This is a genomic window from Methylocystis sp. SB2 (assembly GCF_049817085.1).
Taxonomy (GTDB): Bacteria; Pseudomonadota; Alphaproteobacteria; order Rhizobiales; family Beijerinckiaceae; genus Methylocystis; species Methylocystis rosea.
On the sequence record NZ_CP187401.1, the window covers coordinates 2,071,500 to 2,091,297 of the forward strand.

A 19,798-nucleotide genomic window follows, 5' to 3' on the forward strand; every position below is an offset into this window, starting at 1 on the left:
TCCGCCGCGCTGCAGCGCGAAGACCTCCCAGTTCAACCGAGCGTGACCGCGCCCGCAGAGGGTTCCGGCGCGCCGCCGATAGACATTGCGCCGCAGGGGGCCGCGCTGGTGAAAGAGCCGGCCGCGGTCGCGTCTGCGCCAATGCCGCAGCCCCTTGCGGCGAAGCTCGAAGCGCCTCTACCCGAACCGCCAAACGCGCCCGCCCCACCATCGGCTGACGCCGCCAAGTCGATTCCGACGCCGATCCAACCCGCCGTGGTTCCGCCGCCCACGCCGCAGCCGCCCGTCGCGGCAACAGCGGAAGCGCCTCCGCCCGAGCCGCCGGAGGCTCCCGTCCCGCCAGCGGCTGACATCGCCACGCCGGTTCCGGCGGCCCCCATCCAAGCCGCCATGGTTCCGCCGCCAGCGCCTCAACCGCCCATTGCCGCGAAGGTCGAAGCGCCTCTGCCCGCGCCGCCGGAGGCTCCCGTCGCGCCAGCAGCTAACGTCGCGAAGCCGATTCCAGCGCCGCCCCTCCCGCCCACCGTGGTTCCGCCACCGTCGCCGCAGCCGCCGCTCGCGGTAAAGGTCGAAGCGCCTCCGCCCGAGCCGCCAAAAGCTCCCGCCCCGCCAGCCGCTGTCGTCGCTACGCCCATCCCGGCAACTCCCCTCCAGCCTGCCGCAGCTCCGCCGCCGGCGCCGCAGCCGCCCATCGCGGCAAAGGCCGAAACGCCTCCCTTCCATCCGCCCGCGGCTCCACCTCCGAGCGCGCCCCCGCCATTGGCGCAAGCGGCGCCAGCGGCCGCCCCGACTGGCTATGTCGCGCCTGCCAACGCGAAGCCCGCATCGCCAGTTCTCCCGCCCTGGACCCCACCTCCGCGGCCAACGGCGCCAAGAGCTGAAGCGCCAGCGCTCGGACCGCCTGGCCCGCCCTCGGCAAAAAAGGCTGCAGCGGGCGGCGGCATATTCCGGCGGCGCGCTACCCAAAGCGCTAAGCCGGCAGAAGCCGCGCCTCCGCCGAAAAAGCGTAAGCGCCGCGAGGGAACGCTTTCCGTGGCCAGCGGCTTCCTGAGTTTTGTGCTCGTCGCGCTGGTCGCCGGCGTCTTCGGCGTCATCGCCGCCATGCACAAGCTGAAAGAGCCAGGACCGCTCGCGGCCGACAAGGTCGTCTATATTCCGCCGCGCAGCGACTTGCTCGAGATCATCTCTCAACTCGAGCGCGAAGGCGTCATCGCCAATTCGACGCTCATGCAGCTCGGGATCGTTCTCGAAGGCAAGCTCGGCAAGCTGAAGCCCGGCGAATACGCATTTAAGAAAAACATCAGCGTTCGCGACGTGATCGATCAGATCGCCTCCGGCCGCCAGATCATGCACAGCGTGACCATTCCGGAAGGCCTGACGTCAGAACAAATTGTGCAAAAGCTGAAAGAGGCCGAACTGCTGGTGGGCGATATCGTCGATCTGCCGAAGGAAGGCGCTCTGCTGCCCGAAACCTACAAATACCCGCGCGGCTACCCTCGGGCGCGTCTCCTCGGGAAGATGCAGGAAGACCAGCGCAAGACGCTCGATGCGATCTGGGCGAAGCGCTCGCCGGACCTGCCGTTGCGCACGCCCTACGAACTGGTGACGCTCGCCTCGATCGTCGAAAAAGAGACGGGCAAGAACGAGGAGCGGCCGCGCGTCGCCGCCGTCTTCGTCAATCGGCTGCGCAAAGGCATGCGCCTTCAGTCTGATCCGACGATCATCTACGGCCTCGTCGGCGGAAAGGCGACGCTCGGCCGGCCGATCATGCGCAGCGAGATCGAGAAGTGGACGCCTTACAACACCTACGCCATCGACGGTCTTCCGCCGGGACCGATCGCCAATCCCGGCCGCGCCGCGCTTGAAGCCGCCGCGCATCCTGCGCCGACGCGCGATCTCTATTTTGTCGCCGACGGCACGGGCGGCCATGTCTTCTCCGAATCGCTCGACCAGCATTCGCGCAACGTTCAGAACTGGCGGCGACTGGAGAAGGAAAAGACCGATGGCGCGGTTGATCGCGCCACGCCCGGTGTCCCCGCGCCGGCCGCGCCCAAACCCGATAAGCGCACGCAGGCGCCCATCGGCCGTCTCGTCACGCTTGCCGAGAGTCACGAAGACTTTCCGGCGAACCGGGCCATGGCGCCCGATGACGGTCCCACCCATCGGCTCGGCAAATTCGCCTTCGCCGAATCCGATTTTTTCCTCGGCGGCTATGGCGACCGCACGCAGGTCCAGGCGGCTGAATTTGCGGCCTTGAGGCGGGCGCGACCGTTTTTTACCGAGGAATCGGTCCAGCTGCGCGCCAAGACGCTGTTCGACCCGATGCTTCTCGCCGGCCGCCCGGCGCCGCCCCGTGCGGAAGAGGAGCGGCTCAATCCGGATATGACGACGATCGCGGGCGAAAGTCCGGACGCTCAGCCTGACGATGGCGGCGAGATCGCCGCCTATCCGGTCTCGCCGGCGCAGCGCGCCGAACAGAGGGCCCGCGCGGCGCGTCTTGGACTTTCGGCAGGCTCCGACGAGCTTCCCGGCGAAGCGCTCGGCGGACGACTCCCTCAGGACGCCGCGCCGCCGGCGGCCGCCACGGCTTTGGCCGCAACGGGCGGTCGGCCCTTGCGTCCTCGCGCCTTCGACGCCTCAGAAGGCACGCCGCTCGACCCGCTGCGTGACAAGAGCTGGGATCTCACCTCAGCTAAGACGGTCCCTGTGACGAGCGATTTGCGGTAAGGCCGGCGCGGCGATAGTCAGGCGCGGCGCACGTCGGCCTCTCGCCGATTCGCCGTCTCGGAGTCGCCGCCGCACATGAGCATTCACAGCATGACGGGATTCGCCCGCGTTCAGGGCGCCGTCGCCGCCTTTCGCTATGCGTGGGAGATCAAGAGCGTCAACGCCAAGGGGCTGGACCTGCGTCTGCGCGCCCCACCAGATTTCGACTCCGTGGAGATCAAGGCGCGGGAAAAAATCGCCGCGCGGCTCGCGCGCGGGGCGGTGTTCGCCAACCTTGTCGTAAAGCGCGAAGACGAAAGTCAGGTCGCCCGTCTCAACCGCGCCGCTCTCGACGCCCTTCTCGCCGCGCTCTCCGAACGCCCGCCGCCCGCCAATGTCGGGCCCGCGACGCTCGATGGTCTGCTCGCGGTGCGCGGCGTGGTCGAGATCGTCGAGCCGGAACTATCTGAGGCAGAGCGCGCCGAGCTCGACGCGCAGATTCTCGGATCGCTGGATGAAGCGCTTGACGCGCTGATCGCGTCACGCGCGGCGGAGGGCGGCGCTCTGGCGGCGGTTCTTCATCAGCGGCTCGACCGCATATCGATCCTCGCCGCGCAGGCGGACGCGGCGCCGGCGCGCCAGCCTGAAGCGATTCGCGCGCGGCTGAAGCAACAGCTCGCGCGCCTCCTGGAGAACGCCGATTCCCTCGATCCGGCGCGACTACATCAGGAGGCGGCGCTGCTTGCGGTTCGCGCCGACATTCGCGAGGAGCTCGACCGCTTGAAGGCGCATGTCGACAGCGCGTCCAAACTTCTCGTCGCGGGCGGGCCGATCGGCCGTCGTCTGGATTTTCTGGCGCAGGAGCTTGGCCGAGAGACCAATACGCTGTGCGCCAAATCGAACGACGCCGGACTCTCCGCCATCGGCCTTGAACTGAAGATCGAGGTCGAGCAGCTGCGCGAGCAGGTGCAGAACATCGAGTGAGTCGCGAGTGGACAGCGGGGCCGCTACTCGCTACTCGCTATTCACTATTCGCTACTCGCTCTCGAAAAATCATGCTTCCAACTCCATCCAGCCGCCGCGGCATTGTCCTCATCCTTTCCTCGCCCTCCGGCGCGGGCAAGACGACGCTGACGCGCATGCTGCTGCAGGACCGCGATCTCGATCTGACGCTGTCAATTTCGGTGACGACGCGCACAAGACGCTCAAGCGAAGTCGACGGCATCCACTACAGCTTCATCCCCGAGCGTCGATTCGCCGCCATGCGCGACGCCGGCGAACTTTTGGAATGGGCCGAGGTTCACGGCAATTTTTACGGCACGCCGCGTGGGCCGGTCGAAGACATTCTTGCGCAAGGCCGCGACTGCCTGTTCGACATTGATTATCAGGGCACACGCCAGGTGCGCGAGAAGATGGGCGCTGACGCCGTCACTGTCTTCATCCTGCCGCCGTCGATGGATGAACTGCGCGCCCGACTTGAACGGCGCGCTGAGGATTCGCGCGAGGCGATGGCGCGGCGGCTGGAGAATGCGCGAAAGGAAATCGCGCGCTGGAAAGATTACGACTATGTGATCGTCAACGACGATCTGCAGCGCGCCTTCGACGATCTGATTGCGATCCTGCGCGCCGAACGGCAGAGACGGCCAAGGCGCGATAGGGAAATCGAGCAATTCGTCGCCAAGCTGTTGAGCGAATAGTTCTTCGCGCGCGGCGCGCTATTTCCTCAAAATGGCCACTGTCGCTCTCAAGCGCGTGTACGAACCCGCCGAGCCGGAAGACGGAACCCGCGTGCTCGTGGATCGGCTTTGGCCGCGCGGCCTGCGCAAGGACAAGGCGGACCTTGATCTCTGGGCGAAGGACGTTGCGCCAAGCAACGCGCTGCGGCGCTGGTTCGACCATAAACCGGAACGCTGGGAGGAATTTGAGAAGCGTTACCGCGCCGAGCTTGCGGCGCCTGAGGCGCAGCCGCAGGTCGAGTCGCTTCGCGCCATGACGCGCAAGGGCCACGTCACATTGCTCTATGCGGCGCGCGATCAATCGATGAACAACGCCGTGGTGCTGCGCGACTATCTGCGCAAGCGTCACTGAGCCGAAAGCGCGTTGGCCAAAGCGACAAAGCCGGCGACGTCGATTTCTTCCGCGCGTTTGGTTTCGTCTATTCCAGCCGCCACGAGCAGCGCCGACGCATCGACGCCAAGCGACTTCAAACTTTGCCGCAACATCTTGCGGCGTTGTCCGAAGGCGGCTTGCGTGACGCGCGACAATGCGCGCGGATCGCAGTGAAGCGGCGCGGGATTTGGCGTTAGCTCAATGACGGAAGAGGTCACTTTAGGCGGCGGCGTGAAGGCGGCGGGCGACACATCGAAGAGAATGCGCGCTTTCGTGCGCCAGCCGCACAGCACCGCGAGCCGACCATAATCGGCGCGCTCTTTCGGCGTCGCGACGATGCGCAGCGCAACCTCTTTTTGAAACATCAGCACATAGCGGTCGAAGACCGAGGGCCAGGGCTCCGCTGCGATCCATTTCGTCAGCAACGCCGTCGCGACGTTATACGGAAGATTGGCGCAGATGCGCGCGGAACGACGGCTGTCATTCCCGACAGGCCGGAGGCCTGATCGGGAATCCATTGCAACAGCGCCATCGGATTTTGCACTGGATTCCCGATCGCCCGCTACGCGGTCGCCCGGAATGACAGGCGCATAACTTCGAACCAGCGCGGCGACGTCCATGTCCAGCGCATCGCCTTCGACGATCGTTAGTCGGCCAGGATAATATGCTGCGATCTCTTCGAGCGCCGGCAGACAGCGAGGATCGCGTTCGACGGCGATGACTCGCGCGCCTTGCTCGAGCAGCGCACGCGTCAACCCGCCGGGACCGGGCCCGATCTCGACGATGGTCGTGTCATCGAAAGGTCCGGCGGCGCGTGCGATGCGCGCGGTGAGATTGAGATCGAACAGAAAATTCTGTCCAAGCGATCTTTTTGCGTCGAGTCCGTAACGGGCGACGACCTCTCGCAGCGGCGGCAGCGCGTCGGCCACTTAACTGATGCGTCCTGCGAGTTTGATCGCTTCGATCAAACTCGTCGGATCGGCGATTCCTTTGCCGGCGATGTCGAAAGCCGTTCCATGATCGGGCGACGTGCGCACGAAGGGAAGGCCGAGCGTGACATTCACGCCGCGGTCAAAGGCGAGCGTCTTGATCGGAATGAGCGCCTGATCATGCGTCGGACACAGCGCGACGTCATATTTCGCGCGAGCGGATTCGTGGAACATCGTGTCAGCGGGAAAGGGTCCAGACGCATTGATGCCGCGCGCGCGCAATTCAGCGATCGCCGGCGCGATAGTGTCAATCTCCTCGCGGCCAAGCGCGCCCTCTTCGCCCGCATGGGGATTGAGGCCTGCAAAGGCGAGGCGCGGCTTACTGATGTGAAAACGCTCGCGGAGATCGTGCGCCACGATCTCTCCCGTTTCGACGATCAGTTCGCGCGTCAGGTTTTTCGAGGCGCTGGCGAGTGGAATGTGAATCGTGATCGGAACGACGGCGAGCTCCTCCGACCACAGCATCATCACCGCGCGGTAATCGCCGCCATAATGGCGATGCGCGAGCTCCGCCAAAAACTCGGTGTGCCCGGGATGTTTGAATCCGGCGTCATAGAGAACCGATTTCGCGATCGGATTGGTGACGACGGCGCGCGCTTCGCCCTTTGCGACGCACTCCACCCCCTGCTCGATGGAGCTAATCGTTGATTGAGCGTCTTGACGATCAGGACGGCCAGGCGCGCCGGCGACAACATGACGCCCCGTATCGACGACAGGCAGCGCGCGGGAGAAGACATCGCGCGCCTGCGCCGCCGTTGTGCTCTCAATCTGGATTTCGAGTGCGAGAGTGGCCGCGACTCGGGCGATAAACGCAGGATGGCTGAGCAAGAAAAACGGTGGCAGATTGCATGATTCACGCATGACATAGGCCAAGAGCGCGAGCTCCGGCCCGATGCCTGAAGGGTCGCCTTGAGTCAGGGCAATGGGAGCGAGCGTCACGGCTCTTGGCTGCCCTCGTGGCAGTCGCAGGCGCCGGACCGGAAATTGCGCTGGCGCTGCTTGGTCATGAGCGACTGTGCCGCAGACGCGGCATGAAATCAAACCGCCCGGCTGTTACGATGCATAGACTTAACCGATGGATTCGGCGGAGTTCGCCATCGCTCGAGCGCTTGGGATCTTCCTGCCGCAGCTTCCGTAATGCGCCGCAAAAAACGTTTTATTTTTTTAATGTGCTAGGCCCCGTCGCTTCCGGCGCCATCGCGCAGCGAAAAAAGAAGCTCCGGCGGTACTTTGGAGGCGCGCCGGAGCTTTTTCTTGACAGTGCGGCTACTGAGCGCCTTCGAGAATGATCCTGCCGCTCGGATCGTGTGGTCCGTCCTCAGTCAGCTGACGCGGATAGTGTCGCATCACGTCGCGCGGCGTCGCGCTCAAGGCTTCATCGCGCCCGTGTTCGCGCACCGCGTCGCCCCAAACCTCACGGAAATTATAGTGCCGCTCATATGCGAAGGCCGAGCCCGCTGAGAGTGCGACCCCGAGCGCCGCGGCGGCAAAGACGAGTTTAAAGGACATCGTATTCTCCATCCCGAACTGCGCTTGCGGGCGGGATGCCCGGGCGCCCCTGTGGAGAAGAGGATCCTTCATCTGTTTGTCATAATAAAGTGTAAGCTACTTCGCCCTTCTGACGCTTATGGGCGATGCAGCAATAAGGCAGTCTCGCCGATCTATCGATAAAACAAATGCGCGCCGCTCAGAGAGCGACGCGCACCAAAAACGCTAGACGGCGATAAGGCTCAGGCCTTGCCCGCCGGGGCATGAGGAACGCCTTCCTTGTCGAGCAGCGCGACGAGTTCGCCGCTCTGGAACATTTCCTTGGCGATGTCGCAGCCGCCGATGAATTCATTCTTCACGTAGAGCTGCGGGATCGTCGGCCAATTGGAATAGGCTTTGATGCCGTCACGTATGGCGCCGTCGGCGAGCACGTTGATCGCCTTGTAAGGCACGCCGAGGTGGTTGAGGATCTGCACCACCTGCATGGAGAAGCCGCACTGCGGCGCCTGCGGCGTTCCCTTCATGAAGAGCACGACGTCGGAGGATTCAATTTCGCTTTTGATGCGGGAGTTGGCGTCTTCGGACATTGTCATTTGCCTTTCTTGCGGCGTTCAAGGCGCCGGTTGAGGAGAGAGATTAGGGCGCGCGCGTCGTCAACTGCAGCGCATGCAATTCGCCGCCGAGCCGGTCGCCGAACGCGGCGTTGACCATCTGATGCTGCTTGACGCGGGTGAGCCCGCGGAAGCTTTCGGAGACGACCGTGGCCGCCCAATGATCGTCATCGTTGACGAGCGCGGTCAGCTCCACCTGCGCGTCGGGTATGGCGGACTTGATGAGACGCTCGATTTCAGCGGAGGGCATGGGCATTTTATGACACCTGTGTCGAGAAAGCGCACGAAAGCGCGTTGTCATCCCCGGCCATGAAGGCCGGCAGCGGGGCTTCATGCGCCTTGCGCAGCTCGGTCAGCAATATCGGCGCCTCGCCGGGCAGGATCAAGGCGTCTCCGCCGACGCGGCCGATCGCCAGAATGGGCACGCCCGCCCCCACGCCCTCTCTGACGACCTCAGCGGCGTCCTCGCCCTGCCGGACGGTGACGAGATAGCGGGCCTGGTCTTCTCCAAACAGCGTCGCGTGTCCAGGAACCGATGGGAGCTGCGCGATTTCGGCGCCCATGTCGCCCGCGAGCGCCATTTCCGCCAGCGCAACGGCGAGACCGCCATCCGAAAGATCATGCGCCGCGCTGACGCGCCCGGAAAGAATCAGTCCCCGAACGAAGTCGCCGTTCCGGCGCTCGGCGGCAAGATCCACGGGCGGCGGGGCGCCATCCGTGCGTCCGCAAAGGTCATGCGCATAGGCCGACTGGCCGAGACAGCCCTTCGTCTCGCCGATCAGCAGGATCGCGTCGCCGTCTCTGGCGAAACCGGTTTGCGCCGCCTTGGCGACGTCGGCGATGAGTCCGACCCCGCCGATCGCCGGGGTGGGCAGAATGCCGGCGCCTTGCGTCTCGTTGTAGAGCGAGACATTCCCGGAAACGATGGGGAAATCCAGCGCCCGCGCGGCTTCGCCGATCCCTTCCAGGCAACCAACGAACTGGCCCATATATTCGGGCCGTTCCGGATTGCCGAAATTCAGATTGTCGGTGAGCGCCAGCGGCGTCGCGCCGCGCACGGTGATGTTGCGCCAGCTTTCCGCGACCGCCTGCTTGCCGCCCTCGTAAGGATCTGCGGCGCAATAGCGCGCCGTGACGTCGGTGGTCAGGGCCAGACCTTTCGGTCCCTCCTCCACCCTGACCACGGCGGCGTCGCCGCCGGGCGGCCGCACGCTATTGCCGAGAATGAGGTGATCATACTGCTCCCAGACCCAGCGCTTCGAGCAGAGATTCGGCGTCGCGAGGAGTTTCAGCAGCACTTCACGGTTCGACAGGGGAGATTTTATCGACGCCGCGTCAAGCGCCGGCTGTTTCGGCGTTTGGAGCCAGGGCCGATCATAGACCGGCGCTTCGTCGCCCAATTCCTTGATGGGCAGATCGACCTTCACCTCGCCCCTGTGCTTGACGACGAAGCGCAGCGTGTCGGTCGTCTTGCCGATGATCGCGAAGTCGAGCCCCCATTTTTTGAAAATCGCCTCGGCCTGCGCTTCGAGTTCGGGCTTGAGTACCATGAGCATGCGCTCCTGGCTCTCCGACAGCATCATTTCATAGGCGGTCATGCTCTCTTCGCGGCAAGGAACGGCGTCGAGGTCGAGCTCGATGCCGAGATTGCCCTTGGCGCCCATCTCCACCGCCGAAGATGTCAGCCCGGCCGCGCCCATATCCTGGATGGCGATGACCGCGCCCGACGCCATCAGCTCCAGGCAGGCTTCCAGCAGCAGCTTTTCCGAAAAAGGATCGCCGACCTGCACGGTGGGGCGCTTTTCCTCGGCGTCCTCCTCGAAGGACGCCGAAGCCATGGTGGCGCCGTGGATACCGTCGCGGCCGGTCTTGGAGCCAAGATAAACGATCGGATTTCCGACGCCGGCGGCGGCCGAGTAGAAGATCGAGTCTGTGCGGGCAAGCCCGACCGCCATGGCGTTGACGAGAATATTGCCGTCGTAGGAGGCGTCGAATTCCGTCGAGCCGCCAACCGTCGGCACGCCGAAACTGTTGCCATAGCCGCCGACGCCGGCGACGACCCCCGCGACGAGCCGCCGCGTCTTGGGATGCGACGGGCGACCGAAGCGCAGGAGGTTCAAGCAGGCGATCGGCCGCGCCCCCATCGTGAACACGTCGCGAAGGATGCCGCCAACGCCCGTCGCAGCGCCTTGATAGGGTTCGATAAAGGAGGGGTGGTTGTGACTCTCCATCTTGAAGACGCAGGCGTCGCCATCGCCGATGTCGATGACGCCGGCGTTCTCGCCCGGACCGCGAATCACCCAAGGGGCTTTGGTCGGAAGCTTGCGTAGATGCACGCGCGACGACTTGTAGGAACAGTGTTCGTTCCACATCGCCGAAAATATGCCCAATTCGGTGAAGCTCGGCGTCCGGCCGATGAGAGTCAGGATGCGCGCATATTCATCGGGCTTGAGGCCATGAGCGGCGGCGAGCTCCGGCGTAACGGCGGGTTCGGTCGCGCTCACTTAACCTCGCATTGACGTAAAAATCTCGGCGACTCTTCGCGCGTCTTCGCCGCGCTGCGGCGGCGCAAGGATTACTGTGCGCCGTCTGGCGCGGCAAGCCTCGCAAACGCCCAAAATCATATCGGGAACGCTGTACACGGAAGCGCCTGCAGCAAAGCTTTGATCGCTATCCCACATGAATCTCAGGGGATTGTTGCCCGATAGCCACAGCGGCCAAGAATGAGCATGCCACAGCCTAATTTTGCATCAGAGTTAGTTGCATTACCAAAAATTTATAGCAACGTGAACGGGACTTCGGCGCCTTCGTCGTCGACCGTCTACCGCAGAATTTAATCCGGGGGTTCCGATGAAGAATTTTGTTCGCGGCGCGCTAGCCGCGCTTGTGGTCGGGAGCGTGGGCGCCGCCGCCCAGGCCGCCGACCTGCCCAGGTATAAAGCGCCGCCGCCGCCGCTGCCGCCGGCCTTCACCTGGACCGGCCTCTACGGGGGCGTCAACATCGGTTACGCCTTCGGCGACACCACTCGGGAAACGGGCGGCCTGGGCTATCTCTCCGGCATTCCGGTCGTTGGGGCGGCTCCGCTAGCGCCGCTTGGCTCCACCTGGAGCGTCGGGCAAGATCTGCACGGCATCGCCGGCGGCGCACAGCTTGGCTACAATTATCAGTTCAACCCATGGCTCGTCCTCGGCGCCGAGGCCGACATCCAAGCCACCGATGCGGTCTCCCACAGCAGGTCGACCCTCGGGCGGTCCGACGCCGCCGGAGGCCACCTGCAGAGCATGAATTCGACGAAGAACGTCGACTGGTTCGGCACTGTGCGCGGACGGGTCGGTTTCACCCCGATTTCGATACCGAATCTGATGATCTATGGCACGGGCGGTTTCGCCTATGGCCAAGTCGTCAACAATGTGGGGTTCGCCGATAATTTTCTCAATCTGGGCATAAGCGGCATCGGCAACGGCTATTACGACAACACCAAAACCGGCTGGACCGCGGGCGGCGGCGTCGAATGGTCGCCGTCCATGTTCCCGTCATGGTCGCTCAAGGCCGAATATCTCTATGTCGATCTCGGCTCGACGACCGCCAATTCCGTGCCGCTCAACGGCGGCGTCCCGGCCCTGATTGGCCCCACATCTCCAGTGTTCGCCGCGACGCATAGCTCGCCGACGCGCTTTCAAGTCGTTCGCGCGGGCATCAACTGGCACTTCGATCCTCTCACGGCTATAGCGTCAGCGACATCCAGCGCGGGCGGCGCTCTACCCTCCATCAAGGGACCGCCGCCGGCCTTCGTCGACAGCTACCAGCCGTTTCAGGTGCGCCTGAAGGTTGCCGGCGTCATTCCGCTCAACGGCCATGGCACGGTCTACGACTCGGGCTCCGGATATCCCGGCTTGGGCTCCATTGGTCGGCTCTCGGGCCTGACCGGCTATAATGGCGTCATTGCCGGCGCGAGCACCAATACCTCGTCGGCCATCATCCCAATGCTCGACGTGGCCTATTATCTCACCAAGAACTGGGCGATCGAAGCGATTTGCTGCGTCGCGCCCCATCATATCCAGGGCACCGGCACAATCTCCAGCGACTTCGCCCGCGCCTGGCTGTTCCCGCCGTCCATCATGGCGCAATATCACGTCACCAATTTCGGCGCTTTCCAGCCCTACATCGGTGTCGGCGTGAACTTCACCACCTTCTGGAACACCCGAGTCAACAACGACACCTGGTCGATTCCTTTCGCCCCTGGCTCGGCGCTTAGCACCCTGGGTCTGGGCGGAGTCCGCAGCACCTTCCAATACGCCACGGTCGCGCCCTCGTGGGGCCCGGTGGGACAGATTGGCTTCGACTATATGCTGAACGATCATTGGGGTCTGAACGTCGACTTCAAATATATCGGCCTGCACCCGATGGTTCACTCCACCGTCGTCGCTTTTCTGCCGCAAGCGCCGGCGCTGGGAGCGGTCTACATCCCAGTTAAGGTGTCTCTGCCGATCAATCCGGTGGTCATCTCGGCGGGCCTCACCTATCGCTTCGGCGGCAGCCTCCTGTCGCCGCTGTTCTAAGGTTAGCAGTCACGTGAAACCGGCCCTTGGGGGTCGGTTTCAATTACAAAAGCCCCCGGCTTACGCCGGGGGCTTTTTTAATTCACCGGGGCATTGCTGAAATAGCGCGCCAACAGTGATTGAGGAAAAGCCGCGCTGCGCCTGGCGGAGCGCCATTGGCGCGGAAAAAAGACGGCGCCATCTACTCTGACCACGCCGTCGACGTTGTGACCAAGAGGAAAGCTACTGGGTCAGCAGCCGACATATCGAGTCGAGTTGCTCCAACGATTCGTAGCGAATCCGAAGTTCGCCGCTTTCACCCTCGGAACGAAGTTCGACACGCATCCCGAGCGCATCGCTCAAGGTCTTTTCGATCGCCCGCGTATCGGCGTCCTTGGCGGGGCGAGCGGCGGCGCTCTTCGACGGGCGAACGGCGTGGTCCTTCGCCAGTCGCTCGACGTCGCGAACCGTCAGTCCTTTTTCGACAATGCGGCGCGCCACCGCGCTGGGGTCCGCCACGGCGAGAAGCGCGCGTGCGTGGCCGGCCGAAATCGCGCCCTCGCCCACGAGCCGTTTCGCGTCCTCCGGCAAATTGAGCAGGCGAATCGTATTGGCGATGTGAGATCGGCTCTTGCCGATGATTTTCGCGATTTCGCCGTGGGAGTAGCCAAACTCGGCGCCGAGCCGCTCATAGCCCTTCGCCTCCTCGATCGCGTTGAGGTCGGCGCGCTGCACATTCTCGATAATCGCGAGTTCGAGGGCTTCCTTGTCGTTTGCTTCATGGATGACGACAGGCACGTCGGAAAGGCCGGCCATCTGCGCGGCGCGCCAGCGCCGCTCGCCCGCGATGATTTCATAGGCGTCGGCGACGCCGACGATGACGCGCACGATGATGGGCTGGATCACGCCCTTCTCGCGGATCGAAGCTGTCAGTTCGGCCAGATCCTCCTCGCGAAAGGAGATACGCGGATTGCGCGGATTCGGGCGCAAGAACTCGATCGGCGCCGTTCGCGGACCGCGCGGCCGCTCGGCCGGGGCGGCGTCCGCGGCGGCGTCGCCGAGAAGCGCCGCCAATCCCCGGCCCAGCCGGCGCCGCGAGTCATCCGCCATCTTGAAGGCTCCTTCTTGGTTCTAGGAATGCTGGCTCTCAGGCTGCTTGATTTTAGGCCGCACGCAACCGCTTCTCGCGCTGGATCACTTCCGAGGCGAGCTTCAGATAGGCCTGACTGCCCGCGCATTTGAGGTCATAGAGCAGCACCGGCTTGCCATGTGAAGGCGCCTCCGAGACCCTGACGTTGCGCGGGATCATCGTCTGATAGACCTTCTCGCCCATGAAACGCCGCACGTCGGCGACGACCTGATTGGCCAGATTGTTTCGGGGGTCATACATCGTCAGAACGACGCCGTGGATGGACAACTTATGGTTGAGAGTCTGTCGAACCTGTTCGACAGTCGAGAGGAGCTGGGACAGGCCTTCCAGAGCGAAGAATTCGCACTGCAGCGGCACAACGACGGCGTCGCTGCTCGCTAACGCATTGATAGTCAAGAGATTAAGCGACGGGGGGCAATCAATCAGAATGTAGCTGTAGCGCCGCTCATCATCGTGATCGGCCGCCAGCTCGGCGAAGGCGCGCTTCAACCTGTAGGCGCGATCCTTATCATTGGCGATCTCGAGCTCGACGCCAAGTAGATCGAGAGTGGACGGCGCGATCGAGAGCCGCGGCACGGCCGTGGCGATGATCGCGTCGGCGAGGCTCGATTCGCCGAGCAGCACGTCATAAGTGGAAATTGTTCGTTGGTGACGGTCGACGCCAAGGCCGGTCGACGCATTGCCTTGCGGATCGAGGTCGATGACGAGAACTTCCTCGCCGACCGCCGCCAGCGCCGTGCCGAGATTGATGGCGGTGGTCGTCTTGCCCACACCGCCCTTTTGATTGGCCAACACAAAAATGCGCGGCGAAGCGGAAGCGGTCACGATGGGGAAACCTTGTGCTTGACGACGACGACGCGCGCGCCCTTGCGGGTGCGGCTGTCCGCCGATTCGCAACTCAAGCTACCGAGCGCCTCAACCGCGGTCAATTCGTCTCGCCACTCTTCCCCCTTTAAAAACACCCCAAGGGCGCCTTTTTCTAACGGCGCTTCGGCAAGCTGCACGAGACGGGAGAGCGGCGCGAGGGCGCGTGCGCTGACGCCGCCAATTTCGGCCAGATTTGGCAGAACGCTTTCGATCCGCCCCGCATGAATGACTGCCGGCGCTCCTGTTTCACGTGAAACAGCCCGCAGAAATCCAGCCTTGCGCTGGTCGCTTTCAATCAGGTGAACCAGGGCACCGGGCGTGGACTTCAACAAGAGCGCCGTCACCAGCCCGGGAAAGCCCGCGCCGGACCCCAGGTCCGCCCAACGCCTGACGTGAGGCGCGGCGGCGTGAACCTGCGCCGAATCGGCAAAGTGCCGCAGCCATACCTCGCCGAGCGTCGCCGAGGAAATAAGATTGATCTTCGCCTGCCAGCGACGCAGCAGCGACTCGTAGATCTCAAGCTCGGCTTCAATCGGTTTGAGTTCCGGGAAAAGACCGAGCGCCTCTTCCCGGCAAGATCTGTCTCTCACGCGCGGCGCGCCCGCGCCGCCAGCAGCGTCAACGCTGAAGGCGTCATGCCGTCGATCCGCTGCGCCTGGCCGATCGTGCGCGGCCGCAAATAGCTCAGCTTCCCGCGCAATTCCGCCGAGAGCCCGGCGATCGCCGCATAGTCCAGCCCATCCGGCAGCGCCAGGCGCTCATCGCGTCGATACGCGTCGATATCGGCCTGTTGGCGGTCGAGATAAACGGCGTAGCGCGCCTCGGTTTCGATCCGCTCAGTAGTTTGCGGATCAATTCCGCTCAATTCTGGCCAGATCGACGCCAAGCGCGCCAGCGTGATGTCCGGAAAAGACAACAGCGCATAGGCGCTGCGGCGCAGCCCGTCCTGATTGACCGGCAGCCCGTGCCGGCGCGCCGCGGCCGAGGTCAATTCCCGCGTTTGCAGCATGGCGCGCGCAGCTTCGAGGCGGGCAGCGCGGGCTGAGTGATGCGACGCTCGATCAGGGCCAACGCAGCCGATCTCGAGGCCCCGGGGCGTTAGGCGCTCGTCGGCATTGTCGGCCCGCAGCGACAGGCGATATTCGGCGCGCGAGGTGAACATGCGGTAGGGCTCGCTGACCCCCCGGGTGACGAGATCGTCGACCATCACGCCGAGATAGGCTTCGGCGCGATCGAGGACGATCGCAGCCGTTCCGGCGGCGTAGCGCGCCGCATTGATCCCGGCGAGAATGCCCTGCGCCGCGGCCTCTTCATAGCCGGTGGTGCCATTAATCTGCCCGGCGAAGAAAAGACCGCGAAAACGCTTAGTTTCGAGGGTCGCCGAGAGTTCGCGCGGATCGACATAGTCATATTCGATCGCATAGCCCGGCCGCAGAATGCGGGTCTCCTCAAGCCCAGGAATGGCGTTGATGAAGGCCTGCTGAGTCCCGAGCGGCAGCGAGGTCGAGATGCCGTTCGGATAGACAGTGTCGTCGTCGAGCCCTTCGGGTTCGAGAAAGATCTGATGGGCGTCGCGGTCGGCGAAGCGCGTCACCTTGTCCTCAATCGAGGGGCAATAGCGCGGTCCCGGTCCGGAGATCGCCCCCGTGCGCATTGGCGAGCGATGCAGATCGTTGAGAATGATCCGATGCGCGGCCGGCGTGGTGCGGGTGACGCCGCAGGCGATCTGGCGGTTCGCGATCGCCGTCGTCAGATAGGAGAAGGGCTCGGGCGTCGGGTCGCCCCATTGGACTTCGAGAGCGTCCCAGCGGATCGTGCGTCCGTCGAGCCGCGGCGGCGTGCCGGTCTTGAGCCGCGCGACCGCAAAACCGGCCGCTCGCAACCGTCGGCTTAAGCCGTTGGACGGCGGATCGCCCATCCGACCCGCGGGCGTGCGCTCATCGCCGATATGGATCACCCCGCCGAGAAAGGTGCCGGTGGCGACGACGACGGACGCAGCCCTGATCTCGCCCTTGGCGGTGACGACGCCGCGAACCGCGTCGCCCTCCATCAGCAGATCTTCGACGGAGGTCTCGACGATCGTCAGATTTTCCGTCTCACTCAGCGCCGCCTGCATCGCCGCGCGATAGAGTTTGCGGTCGGCTTGGGCGCGCGGACCACGCACAGCCGGGCCCTTGGAGCGGTTGAGCACGCGGAATTGGATGCCGGCGGCGTCAGCGACCCGCCCCATCAGCCCATCGAGCGCGTCGATCTCCCGCACCAGCTGACCCTTGCCGAGCCCGCCGATCGCCGGATTGCAGGACATCTCGCCGATTTTCTCGCGGTTCTGGGTCACGAGCGCGGTGCGCGCGCCAAGACGCGCCGCCGCCGCGGCAGCCTCGCAGCCGGCGTGGCCGCCGCCGATCACAATGACGTCGAATTGCTTCATCCCAGAATTCATGGCTTGGCCTGTTTCACGTGAAACATATCATTTGCCAATACAGAAACGCGAGAAAACCGCGTCGAGGATTTCCTCGACATCAACCGCGCCGACAATCCGCCCGAGCGCGGCGCTGGCGCGGCGCAGCTCCTCGGCCTGAAGCTCGAGCGCTTCGCCGCCAGCCAGGATAGAATCAATACTTTCAATGGCTTGCTCCACGGCGCGACGATGCCGTTCTCGCACGATCAGCGAATTCACGCCGTCACCCAGTTGGGCCCGGGCGCGCCCTCCAATTGCTGCCGCCAGCGTCTCCAGCCCCTCGCCGCTCAAGGCGCAGACGCCCATCGCGCCTCGAGGCGCCGGCGTCAGATCGGTTTTGGTCGCGACGCAGATTGTCTCGACGTCGTGCGCCGGCGGCGCCTCCGCAGAATCCGAGAGCCACAGCGCCAGGTCGGCCGTTTCGACCCGCGCCAGCGTCCGGTCGACGCCGATGCGCTCAATCGCGTCGGCCGTCTCGCGCAGACCAGCCGTATCGATCAATGTCACCGGCAATCCGCCAATATCGAGATGCGCCTCGATCATATCCCGCGTCGTGCCGGGGATCGGCGAGACGATTGCGAGATCGCGCCGGGTCAGCGCGTTGATCAGCGTCGATTTGCCGACGTTCGGCCGCCCGAGAATCATGACGAGAAAGCCGTCGCGCATGCGCTCTGAGGCTGGCGCGAGCTGCAGCGCCGCGCGCATGTCCTCGGCCAGCGGCGAAAGCAGCGCGCCAAGCCGCGCCGGGGAAAACACCCCGACATCCGCCTCGTCGCTGAAGTCGAGCTCGGCCTCGACAAGCGCCAGCGACTCCACCAGCGCCGCCCGCCAGCCCTCGACCTTTCGGCGCAAGGCGCCGCCCGCGACGCGCAACGCCTGCCGCCGCTGCGCCTCGGTTTGCGCATCGACGAGATCGGCAAGCGCTTCCGCCTGCGAGAGATCGAGCTTGCCATTGGCGAAGCTGCGACGCGCGAATTCACCGGGTTCGGCCGGCCGCAGGCCAGGCAGCCGATGCAAAGCGGCGAGCGCGCCCTCGACGACCGCGCGCCCGCCATGGAGCTGCAGCTCGGCGTAATCCTCCCCCGTTGACGACGCGGGGCTCGGAAAGAACAGCGCAATCCCCCGATCAAGCATTTCCCCAGTTTCTGGATCGCGCAGAACCGCAAAGCTCGCCTGCCGCGGCGCCGGGAGCTTGCCGGCGAGCGCCTTGACCGCCTCCCCGGCCCCCGGCCCCGAAATCCGGATGACGGCGATGGCGGCGCGTCCGGGCCCGGTGCCGAGCGCGAAGATCGTGTCATCTGCCGTCACGACGCGGCTGCCTGGGGTCGGCGCGGCATAGACACGAAGCTTCCCAGCAGCCGCTCGCGATAGATTTTGCGAAACGTCAGGGTTGGCGCGTCGGTGCGCACGGACGCCTCCTCGGCCGCCGGCGGAACCACGGGCGGCAGAGAGGATTCAACGATCGCCTGATCCTCGCGGGCGATCCTGCGGTTCATCCAGCGGAAGGCGAAATCAAACAGCGGCGTGCGCGCAAAGCTACGCACGGTCAGCAGCCAGAGCCGTGTCGTCTGCTCGTCTTCGGGGATGCAGGCGACCATGAGCCGAAAAATCTTGCCCGGCGGGTCGATGAAGAGCTCCATCACATTGGGGAAGCGGTAATCCATATTGCCGGCGCGGGGCGCGCCGTCGACGCTCGCGCTAATGCGTCCGCCGTAGGGCTCTGGCTCGAATGTCATCTCCAGCCTGCCGGCGCCGACATGTTTGAAAAGATCGCGCCCGATCGTGCTGCGGTGCACAAAAGGTAGATGCGGACTGTCGAGCATGTTTTCCATGACTCGCGTCCAATGCGCCTTCCAGACCACCGATTGTGCGCATAGCGCGACCCCATCAAACGCCGTAAGCGTTTGAGAAGGCGAAGGTTCTTCGTTAGGATCGACGCCCGTGTAGAGCCACAGCAGACCGCCGGACTCGCGGCATGGCAGGGCCACGGCGCTCAAGTTTTCGCGTTTGGCGTCTGGATTCCAGGGGACGTGGCAGTTCCGGCCCGCGCCGTCGAAGCGCCAGCCATGGAAGGGACATTCGATCACGCCCGTCTCGACTCGCCCGAGCGAGAGCGCGACGCCGCGATGCGGACATCGATCGATGAGCGCGCAGGCCTTGCCGCCAGCGTCCCGGAAGAAAACCACGCGCTCGCCGGCGACGCGCATCGCCAGCGGCGTGTCGCGCTTCAGATCGCGCGCCAGGCCGACGATCGTCCACACATTGGCGAAATCCTTGAACATGCGCGCCGCTTATTTCCTTCGCCGCTGGAATTCGCAAGGACTGTCCGGCACAAAGACATATGCGAACGCAAGCAATATGTCGCCGGCTCAACGGCTCGGACGCGAGCCGCTTTCAGGCGTTGCGACTTGAGAGCTTTACATTGGAGCCCCGAGCCTTTCGCTTCGCGCCGGAGGATGAGGCGCATATCGCGCCAGACGCGGTCGCCGCACGCCTTCAGCGCGACTTTGTCATCGGCGCGTTCAACGCAGAAGATTCGCGAATGATTGGCGTTGGCGGATTGGCTTGGAGCGACGGCGTGAAGACGCGCCACAAGGCGCTGCTCTACGGCATGTATGTGAAGGCGGCTGAGCGCGGATCGGGCGCCGCCGACGCGATCATGAAAAGACTGATAGACGAGGCGCGCGGCAGGGTCGAGATCGTCACGCTTACCGTCGTCTCGACGAATTTTCGCGCGCTGCGTTTCTACGAACGATGGGGGTTTCGCGCCTATGGCGTCGAAGAGCGCTCGGCAAAAAACGGCGACGGCGATTATCTCGACGAAACGCTGATGGCGCTTCGTTTCAACGAATAAACAGGCGACAAGAACGGGCCGATGACT

Annotated in this window: 20 protein-coding genes; 6 read left to right on the top strand and 14 right to left on the bottom strand. The window is 64.4% G+C overall.

All coding sequences use genetic code 11. The annotated features are described in order from the left end of the window. Positions 1 to 32: 32 nt before the first annotated feature. Positions 33 to 392, bottom strand: a complete 360-nt coding sequence (locus tag ACPS74_RS10145; RefSeq protein ID WP_244471444.1) for a hypothetical protein — start codon at positions 390 to 392, stop codon at positions 33 to 35. An 18-nt stretch (positions 393 to 410) separates the two neighbouring features. Further along, on the bottom strand, positions 411 to 635 hold the full coding sequence (locus ACPS74_RS10150) for a hypothetical protein (RefSeq protein ID WP_239755489.1): 225 nt from the start codon (positions 633 to 635) through the stop codon (positions 411 to 413). 397 nt (positions 636 to 1,032) lie between these two features. On the opposite strand from ACPS74_RS10150, the gene mltG reads away from it, so the two are divergent. The 4 genes from mltG to ACPS74_RS10170 all read left to right on the top strand — a co-directional run bounded on the left by mltG (position 1,033) and on the right by ACPS74_RS10170 (position 4,794). Beyond that, the gene (gene mltG, locus ACPS74_RS10155) at positions 1,033 to 2,727 is read left to right on the top strand and encodes an endolytic transglycosylase MltG (protein WP_347372365.1); all 1,695 of its coding nucleotides are present in this window, start codon (positions 1,033 to 1,035) and stop codon (positions 2,725 to 2,727) included. 75 nt (positions 2,728 to 2,802) lie between these two features. Then, the gene (locus ACPS74_RS10160; protein ID WP_029651858.1) at positions 2,803 to 3,690 is read left to right on the top strand and encodes a YicC/YloC family endoribonuclease; all 888 of its coding nucleotides are present in this window, start codon (positions 2,803 to 2,805) and stop codon (positions 3,688 to 3,690) included. A gap of 71 nt (positions 3,691 to 3,761) precedes the next feature. Further along, the gene (gmk, locus tag ACPS74_RS10165) at positions 3,762 to 4,403 is read left to right on the top strand and encodes a guanylate kinase (RefSeq protein WP_029651857.1); all 642 of its coding nucleotides are present in this window, start codon (positions 3,762 to 3,764) and stop codon (positions 4,401 to 4,403) included. A gap of 31 nt (positions 4,404 to 4,434) precedes the next feature. Further along, positions 4,435 to 4,794 (top strand): DUF488 domain-containing protein, encoded by a 360-nt coding sequence (locus ACPS74_RS10170; protein ID WP_029651856.1) that lies wholly within the window; start codon positions 4,435 to 4,437, stop codon positions 4,792 to 4,794. On the opposite strand, the gene ACPS74_RS10175 is transcribed toward ACPS74_RS10170, so the two are convergent. The 6 genes from ACPS74_RS10175 to purL form a co-directional block, all read right to left on the bottom strand. After that, entirely contained in the window at positions 4,788 to 5,744 is a 957-nt protein-coding gene (locus ACPS74_RS10175) for a ribosomal RNA small subunit methyltransferase A (protein WP_029651855.1), read from the bottom strand. The two genes, ACPS74_RS10170 and ACPS74_RS10175, sit on opposite strands and share 7 nt — an antisense overlap. Then, positions 5,745 to 6,743 carry a 4-hydroxythreonine-4-phosphate dehydrogenase PdxA gene (gene pdxA / locus ACPS74_RS10180; protein ID WP_029651854.1) on the bottom strand — a complete coding sequence of 333 codons (999 nt, stop codon included), beginning with the start codon at positions 6,741 to 6,743 and terminating at the stop codon, positions 5,745 to 5,747. Between the two features lie 327 nt (positions 6,744 to 7,070). Then, complete coding sequence (locus tag ACPS74_RS10185) at positions 7,071 to 7,313, bottom strand: hypothetical protein (protein ID WP_239753691.1); 243 nt, start codon at positions 7,311 to 7,313, stop codon at positions 7,071 to 7,073. A 221-nt stretch (positions 7,314 to 7,534) separates the two neighbouring features. Continuing rightward, positions 7,535 to 7,879: a Grx4 family monothiol glutaredoxin gene (gene grxD, locus ACPS74_RS10190; protein WP_018406420.1), complete on the bottom strand. Its 345-nt coding sequence runs from the start codon at positions 7,877 to 7,879 to the stop codon at positions 7,535 to 7,537. Between the two features lie 49 nt (positions 7,880 to 7,928). Then, on the bottom strand, positions 7,929 to 8,159 hold the full coding sequence (locus ACPS74_RS10195) for a BolA/IbaG family iron-sulfur metabolism protein (RefSeq protein WP_026222654.1): 231 nt from the start codon (positions 8,157 to 8,159) through the stop codon (positions 7,929 to 7,931). 1 nt (position 8,160) lies between these two features. Next, positions 8,161 to 10,407 (bottom strand): phosphoribosylformylglycinamidine synthase subunit PurL, encoded by a 2,247-nt coding sequence (gene purL, locus ACPS74_RS10200; RefSeq protein ID WP_029651852.1) that lies wholly within the window; start codon positions 10,405 to 10,407, stop codon positions 8,161 to 8,163. A gap of 346 nt (positions 10,408 to 10,753) precedes the next feature. On the opposite strand from purL, the gene ACPS74_RS10205 reads away from it, so the two are divergent. Then, positions 10,754 to 12,463, top strand: coding sequence for an OmpW family outer membrane protein (locus tag ACPS74_RS10205; RefSeq protein WP_029651851.1), 1,710 nt, complete (start codon positions 10,754 to 10,756; stop codon positions 12,461 to 12,463). A 222-nt stretch (positions 12,464 to 12,685) separates the two neighbouring features. Here ACPS74_RS10205 and ACPS74_RS10210 read toward each other — a convergent pair whose 3' ends face one another. Genes ACPS74_RS10210 through ACPS74_RS10235 form a run of 6 tightly spaced genes read right to left on the bottom strand, consistent with a single transcriptional unit; the run spans position 12,686 to position 19,199 of the window. Continuing rightward, complete coding sequence (locus tag ACPS74_RS10210; RefSeq protein WP_029651850.1) at positions 12,686 to 13,552, bottom strand: ParB/RepB/Spo0J family partition protein; 867 nt, start codon at positions 13,550 to 13,552, stop codon at positions 12,686 to 12,688. A 52-nt stretch (positions 13,553 to 13,604) separates the two neighbouring features. After that, entirely contained in the window at positions 13,605 to 14,417 is an 813-nt protein-coding gene (locus tag ACPS74_RS10215; RefSeq protein WP_029651849.1) for a ParA family protein, read from the bottom strand. Continuing rightward, positions 14,414 to 15,049 carry a 16S rRNA (guanine(527)-N(7))-methyltransferase RsmG gene (locus ACPS74_RS10220; RefSeq protein WP_036242281.1) on the bottom strand — a complete coding sequence of 212 codons (636 nt, stop codon included), beginning with the start codon at positions 15,047 to 15,049 and terminating at the stop codon, positions 14,414 to 14,416. The genes ACPS74_RS10215 and ACPS74_RS10220 overlap by 4 nt, the downstream gene beginning before the upstream one ends. Continuing rightward, a complete protein-coding gene (gene mnmG, locus ACPS74_RS10225; protein WP_029651847.1) occupies positions 15,046 to 16,899 on the bottom strand; it encodes a tRNA uridine-5-carboxymethylaminomethyl(34) synthesis enzyme MnmG in 1,854 nt (617 codons plus the stop codon). The genes ACPS74_RS10220 and mnmG overlap by 4 nt, the downstream gene beginning before the upstream one ends. Positions 16,900 to 16,926: 27 nt before the next feature. Next, positions 16,927 to 18,225, bottom strand: coding sequence for a tRNA uridine-5-carboxymethylaminomethyl(34) synthesis GTPase MnmE (gene mnmE / locus ACPS74_RS10230; protein ID WP_029651846.1), 1,299 nt, complete (start codon positions 18,223 to 18,225; stop codon positions 16,927 to 16,929). After that, positions 18,222 to 19,199 carry an aromatic ring-hydroxylating oxygenase subunit alpha gene (locus ACPS74_RS10235; RefSeq protein ID WP_029651845.1) on the bottom strand — a complete coding sequence of 326 codons (978 nt, stop codon included), beginning with the start codon at positions 19,197 to 19,199 and terminating at the stop codon, positions 18,222 to 18,224. Before ACPS74_RS10235 ends, mnmE begins: the two co-directional genes overlap by 4 nt. Before the next feature lie 140 nt (positions 19,200 to 19,339). Between ACPS74_RS10235 and ACPS74_RS10240 the strand changes: the two genes are divergently transcribed. Further along, positions 19,340 to 19,771: a GNAT family N-acetyltransferase gene (locus ACPS74_RS10240; protein WP_239753687.1), complete on the top strand. Its 432-nt coding sequence runs from the start codon at positions 19,340 to 19,342 to the stop codon at positions 19,769 to 19,771. The last annotated feature ends 27 nt before the right edge of the window (positions 19,772 to 19,798 follow it).

Excerpts from the sequence above, each read along its gene's own strand:
- ACPS74_RS10145 (WP_244471444.1), bottom strand. The coding sequence starts at position 392 with ATGGCGGCTTGGATGGGGGCCGCCGGAACCGGCGTGGCGATGTCAGCC.
- ACPS74_RS10150 (WP_239755489.1), bottom strand. The coding sequence starts at position 635 with ATGGGCGTAGCGACGACAGCGGCTGGCGGGGCGGGAGCTTTTGGCGGC.
- ACPS74_RS10160 (WP_029651858.1), top strand. The coding sequence starts at position 2,803 with ATGAGCATTCACAGCATGACGGGATTCGCCCGCGTTCAGGGCGCCGTC.
- gmk (WP_029651857.1), top strand. The coding sequence starts at position 3,762 with ATGCTTCCAACTCCATCCAGCCGCCGCGGCATTGTCCTCATCCTTTCC.
- ACPS74_RS10170 (WP_029651856.1), top strand. The coding sequence starts at position 4,435 with ATGGCCACTGTCGCTCTCAAGCGCGTGTACGAACCCGCCGAGCCGGAA.
- ACPS74_RS10185 (WP_239753691.1), bottom strand. The coding sequence starts at position 7,313 with ATGTCCTTTAAACTCGTCTTTGCCGCCGCGGCGCTCGGGGTCGCACTC.
- grxD (WP_018406420.1), bottom strand. The coding sequence starts at position 7,879 with ATGTCCGAAGACGCCAACTCCCGCATCAAAAGCGAAATTGAATCCTCC.
- ACPS74_RS10195 (WP_026222654.1), bottom strand. The coding sequence starts at position 8,159 with ATGCCCATGCCCTCCGCTGAAATCGAGCGTCTCATCAAGTCCGCCATA.
- ACPS74_RS10205 (WP_029651851.1), top strand. The coding sequence starts at position 10,754 with ATGAAGAATTTTGTTCGCGGCGCGCTAGCCGCGCTTGTGGTCGGGAGC.
- ACPS74_RS10210 (WP_029651850.1), bottom strand. The coding sequence starts at position 13,552 with ATGGCGGATGACTCGCGGCGCCGGCTGGGCCGGGGATTGGCGGCGCTT.
- mnmG (WP_029651847.1), bottom strand. The coding sequence starts at position 16,899 with ATGAATTCTGGGATGAAGCAATTCGACGTCATTGTGATCGGCGGCGGC.
- ACPS74_RS10235 (WP_029651845.1), bottom strand. The coding sequence starts at position 19,199 with ATGTTCAAGGATTTCGCCAATGTGTGGACGATCGTCGGCCTGGCGCGC.